The 8117-nt window shown below is 73.9% G+C and carries 10 protein-coding genes; 6 read left to right on the forward strand and 4 right to left on the reverse strand.

The genetic code is table 11. From position 1 onward, the window contains the following. Nucleotides 1-16: 16 nt before the first annotated feature. From ACZ58X_RS17485 to ACZ58X_RS17495, 3 genes are all read left to right on the forward strand, one after another. A complete protein-coding gene (locus tag ACZ58X_RS17485; protein WP_470334508.1) occupies nt 17-220 on the forward strand; it encodes an MbtH family protein in 204 nt (67 codons plus the stop codon). A gap of 34 nt (nt 221-254) precedes the next feature. Then, the gene (locus ACZ58X_RS17490; RefSeq protein ID WP_470334509.1) at nt 255-767 is read left to right on the forward strand and encodes a GNAT family N-acetyltransferase; all 513 of its coding nucleotides are present in this window, start codon (nt 255-257) and stop codon (nt 765-767) included. 72 nt (nt 768-839) lie between these two features. Continuing rightward, complete coding sequence (locus ACZ58X_RS17495) at nt 840-1367, forward strand: DinB family protein (protein WP_470334510.1); 528 nt, start codon at nt 840-842, stop codon at nt 1365-1367. Nucleotides 1368-1446: 79 nt separating this feature from the next. Here the strand turns inward: ACZ58X_RS17495 and ACZ58X_RS17500 are convergent, their stop codons facing one another. Both ACZ58X_RS17500 and ACZ58X_RS17505 read right to left on the reverse strand, forming a co-directional pair. Beyond that, nucleotides 1447-2829, reverse strand: a complete 1383-nt coding sequence (locus ACZ58X_RS17500) for an MFS transporter (protein ID WP_470334511.1) — start codon at nt 2827-2829, stop codon at nt 1447-1449. Beyond that, the gene (locus ACZ58X_RS17505; RefSeq protein ID WP_470334512.1) at nt 2826-3416 is read right to left on the reverse strand and encodes a TetR/AcrR family transcriptional regulator; all 591 of its coding nucleotides are present in this window, start codon (nt 3414-3416) and stop codon (nt 2826-2828) included. The genes ACZ58X_RS17500 and ACZ58X_RS17505 overlap by 4 nt, the downstream gene beginning before the upstream one ends. A gap of 74 nt (nt 3417-3490) precedes the next feature. Here ACZ58X_RS17505 and ACZ58X_RS17510 point away from each other — a divergent pair, with 74 nt between their 5' ends. Next, nucleotides 3491-3658, forward strand: a complete 168-nt coding sequence (locus ACZ58X_RS17510; RefSeq protein ID WP_470334513.1) for a hypothetical protein — start codon at nt 3491-3493, stop codon at nt 3656-3658. Nucleotides 3659-3697: 39 nt separating this feature from the next. Here ACZ58X_RS17510 and ACZ58X_RS17515 read toward each other — a convergent pair whose 3' ends face one another. Beyond that, nucleotides 3698-3874, reverse strand: coding sequence for an antitoxin (locus ACZ58X_RS17515; protein WP_470334514.1), 177 nt, complete (start codon nt 3872-3874; stop codon nt 3698-3700). Between the two features lie 147 nt (nt 3875-4021). On the opposite strand from ACZ58X_RS17515, the gene ACZ58X_RS17520 reads away from it, so the two are divergent. Both ACZ58X_RS17520 and lpdA read left to right on the forward strand, forming a co-directional pair. Beyond that, the gene (locus tag ACZ58X_RS17520; protein ID WP_470334515.1) at nt 4022-5623 is read left to right on the forward strand and encodes a M28 family metallopeptidase; all 1602 of its coding nucleotides are present in this window, start codon (nt 4022-4024) and stop codon (nt 5621-5623) included. A gap of 267 nt (nt 5624-5890) precedes the next feature. Then, nucleotides 5891-7297, forward strand: a complete 1407-nt coding sequence (lpdA, locus tag ACZ58X_RS17525; protein WP_470334516.1) for a dihydrolipoyl dehydrogenase — start codon at nt 5891-5893, stop codon at nt 7295-7297. A 194-nt stretch (nt 7298-7491) separates the two neighbouring features. On the opposite strand, the gene ACZ58X_RS17530 is transcribed toward lpdA, so the two are convergent. After that, complete coding sequence (locus ACZ58X_RS17530) at nt 7492-7827, reverse strand: GNAT family N-acetyltransferase (protein ID WP_470334517.1); 336 nt, start codon at nt 7825-7827, stop codon at nt 7492-7494. Nucleotides 7828-8117: the final 290 nt, after the last annotated feature.

Here is an 8117-nt window from a genome sequence, read left to right on the forward strand (position 1 = left end):
AAGAGGCAGGAACGCCATGGACGAGAACACCCGCTTCCAGGTGCTGCGCAACGACGAGGAGCAGTACTCGCTCTGGCCGGTCGACCTCGACGTCCCGGCCGGCTGGCAGCCCGTCGGCAAGGAGGGCACCGAGGCCGAGTGCTCCGCCTACGTCGACGAGGTGTGGACCGACATGCGGCCGCGCAGCCTGCGCGAGCGCATGGAGAACGCCGAGGCCTGACCCGACCGCCCCACCACGAGACAGAGGAGCCGCCGTGACCCCCGTGCTGCACACCGAACGCCTGGAGTTCGTCCCCTACCGGCCCGAGGACGAGGACGACTTCGTCGCCCTGCTCCGCGACGCCGAGGTCTGCCGCTGGATGGGCCAGGAGCTGGTGCCCGAACCGCAGCTGCGCACGCTGTTCCGCGCGATCCTGAGCGATGTGTACCCCCAGCGGCTGTTCGACGTCTGGGGCCTGTGGGTGGACGGCGCCTACGCGGGCCACGCGGAGGTGAAGCGGACCGGGAACGTCGACGGGCACGAGCTGGTCGCCGCCCTCGCCCCCGGGTTCTGGGGCCGCGGCCTGGGCACCGAGGTGGTCCGCGGCCTGATCCGGTACGCCGCCGACGAGTTGGGCCTCAAGGAGGTCTACGGCCTGGTGGGCGCCGAGAACACGCCGAGCCTGGCGATGTGCGAGAAGCTGGGCTTCCGCCACCTGCGGGACTCGGTGGACGAGGACGGCACGGTGGCCCGGGTGGTGGTGGTCTCCACGACCGGCCAGGCCTGACCCCGGACCGGCTCCCGGCGCGCTCGGCCGCGCCGGGGGCCGCTGTCGGTGGTGCGTGGCACAGTGGCGGCCATGACGACGACACCGGACGGGCGGCCGATCCCGTCGCCGGAGGCAGGCGAACGGGCCACGCTGGAGGGCTGGCTGGACTTCCAGCGGGCCACCCTGGAGCAGAAGGCCTCCGGGCTGGACGACGCACAGGTGCGGACGGCCTCGGTGCCGCCCTCGACGATGACCCTGCTCGGGCTGGTCCAGCACCTGACGGAGGTCGAACGCACGTGGTACCAGCGGGTGTTCGCCGGCCAGGAGGTGCCGCCGCGGTACGGCCCGGAGAACCCGGACGGTTACGGGCTGGACGCCGCGCGCGGGATGGCGCAGGCGCTGGCCGACTGGCGGGCGGAGGTCGAGCACGGCCGGGAGCTCACCCGCGGGGTGCCGCTGGACGCGGCCGGACCGCTGCCTGCTCCGTTGGCGGCGGTCCTCGGCGCCGAGACCGCCTCGCTGCGCTGGATCCTGGTGCACCTGATCGAGGAGTACGCCCGCCACAACGGCCACGCCGACCTGCTGCGCGAGGCCCTCGACGGCACCACGGGCGTCTGACGGTTCGCCGGGCCGCCCTGGCCCGCCCTGGCCCGTCCTGGCCGTCCTGGCCGTCCTGGCCGTCCTTGCCGGGCGGATGTCAGGGGCGGCCGGCGGCCTCCCGAGGCCGGGCGGCGCCGGCCCGGCCGGGCAGCCGGCTGGCGAGCAGCAGGCCCGCCGCCGCCACGGCGGCCGCGGCCAGCGCGGCCGGGGCGAGCGCCGTGCCCGGTGCCGCGCGCCCGGCCAGGACGGTGGCCAGGGCGACGCCCAGGGCCGGGCCGATGTTCATCGCGGTCTGCTGGAGCCCGCCCGCCACACCCGCCTCGGCGGCGGCCGCGCCCCGGACGACGGCGGAGGTGGCGACGGCCATCACCGTGCCGAAGCCGCCGCCGAGCAGCAGGAAGCAGCCGCCGATCGCGACGGCGCCCGAGGACGGGCCGAGCCGGGCGGTGAGCAGCGCGCCCGCCGTGAGCAGCGCCATCGCGCCCAGCACGGTGTCGCGGGTGCCGCGACGCTTCGCCAGTGCGGCCGAGACGGGTGCGGCGACGACCATCGCCACCGCGAGGGGCGACGCCCGCAGGGCGCTCTGCAGGGGGTCGAGGCCGAGGACGTCCTGGAGGAAGTAGCTGGCCGGGAAGAGCGTCGCGAAGAGCGCGGCCGAGGCCGCGAGCAGGACTCCGAGCGCGGGGCCCACGGCGGGTGCGCGCAGCAGGGCGGCGGGCAGCAGGGGGCGGGCGGTGCGGCGCTCGTGCCGGGCGAGGGCGAGGGTGGCCAGGGCGGCCGCCGTGAGGGTGAGCGCGGTGCCGGTCGACCAGCCGTCGGTCGGCAGGGTCACCAGGGTGTGCACCAGGGCGGCCAGGGTGACCGCGAGCAGTCCCGCGCCGGGCAGGTCGAGGCCGCCGGTAGCCGTAGCCGGTTCGATGCGGACCGGGGGGACGGCGAGGGCGGCGACCAGAGCCGCCGCGGCGGGCAGCAGTCCGAGCAGGAAGACCGCCCGCCAGCCGAAGTGGGTGGTGAGCGCGCCGCCGACCAGCGGTCCGGCGGCGGCCGAGACGCCGAGCGCGGCGGTGCGCAGGGCGATCGCGCCGGGCAGCCGGTCGGCGGGCCAGACGGCGCGCAGCAGGCCGATGGTGGCGGGCTGGAGCAGGGCGCCGCAGAGGCCCTGGAGCACGCGCAGTGCGATCACCCAGCCGATGTCGGGCGCGAGGGCGATCCCGGTGGAGGTGGCGGCGAAGCCGGCCACCCCGAGGGTGAAGGTGCGCCGGTGCCCGTAGCGGTCGCCGAGCCGGCCGGCGAAGACCAGCAGGGCGGCGACGGTCACCAGGTAGCCGGTACTGGTCCACTGGACGGCGGTCAGGGAGGCGTGCAGGTCGCGCTGGAGGGTCGGCTGGGCGACGCCGAGCACGGTGCCGTCCAGGGCGACGAGGACGGCACCGGTGACGCTGGTGGCGAGGGTGAGCCGCTCGCGGCGCCGGGGTTTCACCGGGTGGCCGGGCCGAGGTGGGCGGTCAGGGCGGCGCCCAGCAGGGGTTCGATGCCGTCGCCGCCGGTGGCCAGGGCGAGGCTGCCCCAGGTGCGGAGTTGGGCCAGGCCGTGCAGGTTGGCCCAGAGTGCGGCGGTGGCGGCGGTCGGGTCCTCGTCCTGCGGGTGGAGTTCGCCGACCAGGCCGACGAAGGTGAGGAACAGCGGCAGGGTGGAGCGGCGCAGTTCGGTGCCGCTGCCCTCCAGCAGGTCGTGGCGGAACATCAGCTCGAACATGCCGGGGTTGGCCGCGGCGAAGCCGAGGTAGGCGCGGGCGAGGGCCTCGATCCGGGTGCGGGGGTCGGCCCCGGTTCCGGCGGCGAGGGCGTCGGCACCGGCGAGGGTGTCGGTGAGCCGGCCGAAGCCGTGTCGGGCGACGGCGGCGAGCAGTTCACGGTGGGTGGGGAAGTAGCGGCGTGGTGCTCCGTGGGAGACCCCGGCGCGGCGGGCGATCTCCCGCAGCCCGAGGGCGTGGACGCCCTCCTCGGTCACCAGCTCGATGCCGGCGGCCACCAGGCGGGCGCGCAGGTCGCGGTCCTGTTCGGTCATGGACACTGTCTACCGGATCATCGTAGACAGTGTCTACTCGCCGGGCCGAGGGTCCATCGGGCACCATCGCGGGCATGGACGAAGGCGGCGAGTCGGCCTGCCGGCTGGACCGGGTGTGCCCGGAGTGTGGGCGGTGGCGCGAGCGGCCCGGCCCCGGGCCGTGCGAGAACCGCGGCGCGGGCGGGGCGGCGGGCACGGAGGCGGACGGGCCCGCCGAAGGGCCGGGCCGGGGCGACGCCTGAGCGCCGCCGCCGGCCCGGCCGAGCAGCACCGGGGCCGCGCTACTGCGGCGGCTGGTCGCGGAACTGCTCCTTGAGCTTCTCCTGGGCGGTGTCGACCTGGCCCTGGTACTTGCCCTGGGTGCGTTCGTCGACGTAGTCGCCGGCCTTGTCGACACCCTTCTCGGCCTGGTCCTCGTGGCCCTTCAACAGGCCCTTGAGCTTATCCAGCATGGACATGTGGTCACCCTCCTGGATGAGACGCCCCCACCCCTCCAGGATCACCGCCCTGGGCGTCCCGCGCACTTCGCGGCCGCGCGGCGCCCTTGGCAAGGCGGTCGCCGTCATGTCAAATCGTGAACCCACCGACCGTCGGAAGGAGTCGCCTTGAAGCCCCGCCCCCGTTGCCGATCCCGTTCCCGCTCCCGTTTTCGATCCCGGTCCCGGACGTCCCCGCTCGCCGCCCTGACCGCCGCCGCCCTGGTCGCCCCGTTACTCCTCGTCGGCGCGGGCAGTGCCCATGCCGACCCGGACCCGGCCCGCCGGGGCGCCAAGCTGGCCGAGCGGCTGGTCGGGGCCAGCAGTGCCGAGGACGCCCGGGACACCCTGGTCGCGCTGCAACGGTTCGCCGACCGCAACGGCGGTACCAGGGCAGCCGGTTCGAAGGGCCACGACCTGTCCGCGCGGTACATCTACGACCAGGCGCGGCGGGCCGGGCTCAAGGTCTCCCGGCAGGACTTCGAGTACACCTTCTTCGACGCCCGGACACAGCGCCTGGACGTGCTGTCGCCCCGGGCGGAGTCGGTGCCGGTGCTGGCGATGACCTACTCGGTGAGTGGCCCGGAGGCGGGCCTGACCGCCGAGTTGGGCGTCGCCCCGGTGGGCGCCACCACCGGTTGCACGCCCGCCGACTACCCGGCGGGCTCCGTCACCGGCCGGATCGCGCTGATCCGGCGCGGCGGGTGCAGCTTCGCCGAGAAGCAGGCGGCCGCGGCCACGGCCGGCGCCCTCGGGGCGCTGATCTACAACAACACCGACGGCGAGCTGAACGGGACCCTCGGCAAGCCCACCGCCGGGAAGGTCCCGACCGGCGGGATCACCGAGGCGGCGGGCAAGGCGCTGGCCGCCGAGGCCGCCGCCGGGCCGGTGCGGGTGACCCTGGACCTCCGCACCTTCATGGAGCAGCGCAAGACCTGGAACGTCATCGCCGAGACCCGGGGCGGCGATCCGGCGAACACCGTGATGATCGGCGCCCACCTGGACTCCGTCCCGGCCGGGCCCGGCATCAACGACAACGGCTCCGGCACGGCCGGCATCCTGGAGGTCGCGAAGAACCTCGGCACCCGGCCGGTGAAGAACAAGGTCCGGTTCGCCTGGTGGTCCGCCGAGGAGTTCGGCCTCAAGGGCTCCGAGGCGTACGTGAAGTCGCTCTCCGACGCGGACCGGAAGAACATCCGGCTCTACCTCAACTTCGACATGATCGCATCCCCCAACTACGCGCAGTTCGTCTACAACGGCTCCGGCAACGCGGGCGGCGGCGCGGGCCCGGAGGGCTCGGCCCAGATCGAGCGCTTCCTCACCGACTACCTGGACGACCGCGAGCTGCCGCACGAGCCGCGCGCCTTCGACGGCCGCTCCGACTACGGTCCGTTCATCGACGCGGGCATCCCGGCCGGCGGCACCGACACCGGCGCCGAGGTGATCAAGTCCCCCGAGCAGCAGGCCCGTTACGGCGGCACGGCGGGCACCGCCTTCGACGCCTGCTACCACAAGGCCTGTGACGACCTGGACAACCTGGACATGGCGGCCTTCGACGACAACATCGACGTGATCGCCCATGCCGTCGGCACCTACGCCTGGGACCTCTCCTCGCTGCAGCGGCCCGTACCCGGGCAGCGCCCGGCCGCTCGGGCGGCCGGCGGAGCGGGTACGGACACCCCGGGCGGCGCCGGAGCGGGCGGCGCCGACGCCCACGCGGTGGCGGCCTGACGCCCGGGTGGGCCCGCTGCCGTCCTCGGGCGGCGGGCCCACCCACCGGCCGTGCGCACACCGTCCATCCGGCACCTCCCGTCCGCCATCGCCCCTGGTGGGTCAGGGTACGGGCCACCGTAGTGGACGCCACTGACAATCGGCCCCCGGCCCTGTACGGTGCCGCGCGGAGCGCATCCGCCGAGACCCGGTGGGTGCGTCGAGTCCGGTCCTGACACCATGGGACCGAGATCACGACACCGTGACACCCTCGGAGGAGTCAGCAACATGAGCACGCACTACGACGTCGTCGTCCTCGGCGCGGGCCCCGGCGGCTACACCGCCGCCGTCCGTTCGGCCCAGCTGGGTCTGAAGGTCGCGGTCATCGAGGCCAAGTACTGGGGCGGCGTCTGCCTCAACGTCGGCTGCATCCCCTCCAAGGCCCTGCTGCGCAACGCCGAGCTCGCCCACATCTTCACCAAGGAGGCCAAGACCTTCGGCATCAAGGTCGAGGGCCAGGTGACCTTCGACTTCTCCGAGGCCTTCAAGCGCAGCCGCTCGGTGGCCGACGGCCGGGTCAAGGGCGTCCACTACCTGATGAAGAAGAACGGCATCACCGAGTACGACGGCTGGGGCACCTTCGTCGACGACCACACCCTCCAGGTCGCGCTCAGCGGCGGCGGCTTCGACGTGGTCACCTTCGACCACTGCGTCATCGCCTCCGGTGCCACCACCCGCCTGCTGCCCGGCACCAGCCTGAGCGAGCGCGTGGTGACCTACGAGGAGCAGATCCTCACCGAGCAGCTGCCGGAGAGCATCATCATCGCGGGTGCCGGCGCGATCGGCGTCGAGTTCGCCTACGTGCTGCACAACTACGGCGTGAAGGTCACCATCGTCGAGTTCCTGGACCGCGTGGTGCCGCTGGAGGACGTCGAGGTCTCCACCGAACTCGCCAAGCAGTACCGCAAGCTGGGCATCGAGGTGCTCACCTCGACCCGGGTCGAGTCGATCGACGACAGCGACCCGAACGCCAAGGTGCGGGTGACCGTCACCAAGGACGGCGCGCAGCAGGTGCTGGAGGCCGACAAGGTGCTCCAGGCGATCGGCTTCGCGCCGCGGGTCAACGGCTACGGCCTGGAGAACACCGGGGTCAAGCTGACCGACCGCAACGCCATCGCGGTGGACGGGCGCGGCCGCACCAGCGTCGACCACATCTTCGCGATCGGCGACGTCACCGCCAAGCTGATGCTCGCGCACGCCGCCGAGACGATGGCCGTGATCGCCGCCGAGACCATCGGCGGGGCGGAGACCATGGAGGTCGACTTCGCGATGATCCCGCGCGCCACCTACTGCCAGCCGCAGATCGCCTCCTTCGGCTACACCGAGGCCCAGGCCCGTGACCTCGGCTACGACGTCAAGGTCGCCAAGTTCCCGTTCACCGCGAACGGCAAGGCGCACGGCCTCGGCCACCCGATCGGCTTCGTCAAGGTGATCTGCGACAACACCCACGGCGAGCTGCTCGGTGCCCACCTGATCGGCCCCGAGGTCACCGAGCTGCTGCCCGAGCTGACGCTGGCCCAGCAGTGGGACCTCACGGTCCACGAGGTCGCCCGCAACGTGCACGCCCACCCGACCCTGGGCGAGGCCGTCAAGGAGGCCATCCACGGCCTCGCCGGTCACATGATCAACATGTGACGACCCGGACGCGCCGACGGTGCGGCCCCGCCCGGCGGGGCCGCACCGTCCTCCGTTCCCTCGGCCCCGGCCGGAGGTCCGCCGCGGGCGGAGATCCGCCCCGGCCGGCCGTCGGAGCGCCGGTAGGGCACCCGCCCCCGGCCGCCCGCCGGATCGGCGAAGAACACCCCACCACCCCGGGCCGGACAACCCCTCTAGCGCAGCTGGCCGCGCAGCCAGGCCTTGACCTCGGGGGTGACCTCGTCGGCGAGGTCCGCGAACTCCTGGTGCTTGGTCAGGAACGCGGCCACGTACGGGCAGATCGGGACGATCCGCTTCCCGGCGGCCCGGACGTCCGCCAGCGCCTCCTGGACCAGCCGCCCGGCCAGGCCGCGGCCGGCGAAGGCCTCCTCGACCAGGGTGTGGTAGAAGACGCGCTGCCCGTCGTGGTCCAAGTACTCGGTGAAACCGGCGAGTTCGCCGTCGACCAGGATCTCGTAGCGGTGCCGCTCGTCCGACCGCTCGACGACGGGGGTGCTGGGGGTGCTCATCGGGAAGGCCTCTCGCGGTTCGTACGGGCTTTCGGTGCCGGGCCAGACTATCCGTCGGCCCGGCGGGACGGTCGGTTCCGGACCGTGCCGGCGCCCACCCCGCCGGGCCGTGCGACGGGCGGCCGACTGAGCCGGACGGGTGCGGGCCGAGGGGCGCCGGGCGCCCCGGCCCCCTAACGTGGGCGCGACGGCGCCGGGCCCTTGGCCGTCTCTACCCCAGAGGAGAGCGGAGGAGCCGTTGCTGGTTCGTTTCGCAACGGCGTCCTGGCCCTCTCCGCCTCCTCCCTACA

Source organism: Kitasatospora sp. NPDC040550 (assembly GCF_055594965.1).

Bases quoted from the DNA above. Each gene is read 5' to 3' on its own strand.
- ACZ58X_RS17485 (WP_470334508.1), top strand. From the start codon at position 17: ATGGACGAGAACACCCGCTTCCAGGTGCTGCGCAACGACGAGGAGCAG.
- ACZ58X_RS17495 (WP_470334510.1), top strand. From the start codon at position 840: ATGACGACGACACCGGACGGGCGGCCGATCCCGTCGCCGGAGGCAGGC.
- ACZ58X_RS17505 (WP_470334512.1), bottom strand. From the start codon at position 3,416: ATGACCGAACAGGACCGCGACCTGCGCGCCCGCCTGGTGGCCGCCGGC.
- ACZ58X_RS17510 (WP_470334513.1), top strand. From the start codon at position 3,491: ATGGACGAAGGCGGCGAGTCGGCCTGCCGGCTGGACCGGGTGTGCCCG.
- ACZ58X_RS17515 (WP_470334514.1), bottom strand. From the start codon at position 3,874: ATGTCCATGCTGGATAAGCTCAAGGGCCTGTTGAAGGGCCACGAGGAC.
- lpdA (WP_470334516.1), top strand. From the start codon at position 5,891: ATGAGCACGCACTACGACGTCGTCGTCCTCGGCGCGGGCCCCGGCGGC.
- ACZ58X_RS17530 (WP_470334517.1), bottom strand. From the start codon at position 7,827: ATGAGCACCCCCAGCACCCCCGTCGTCGAGCGGTCGGACGAGCGGCAC.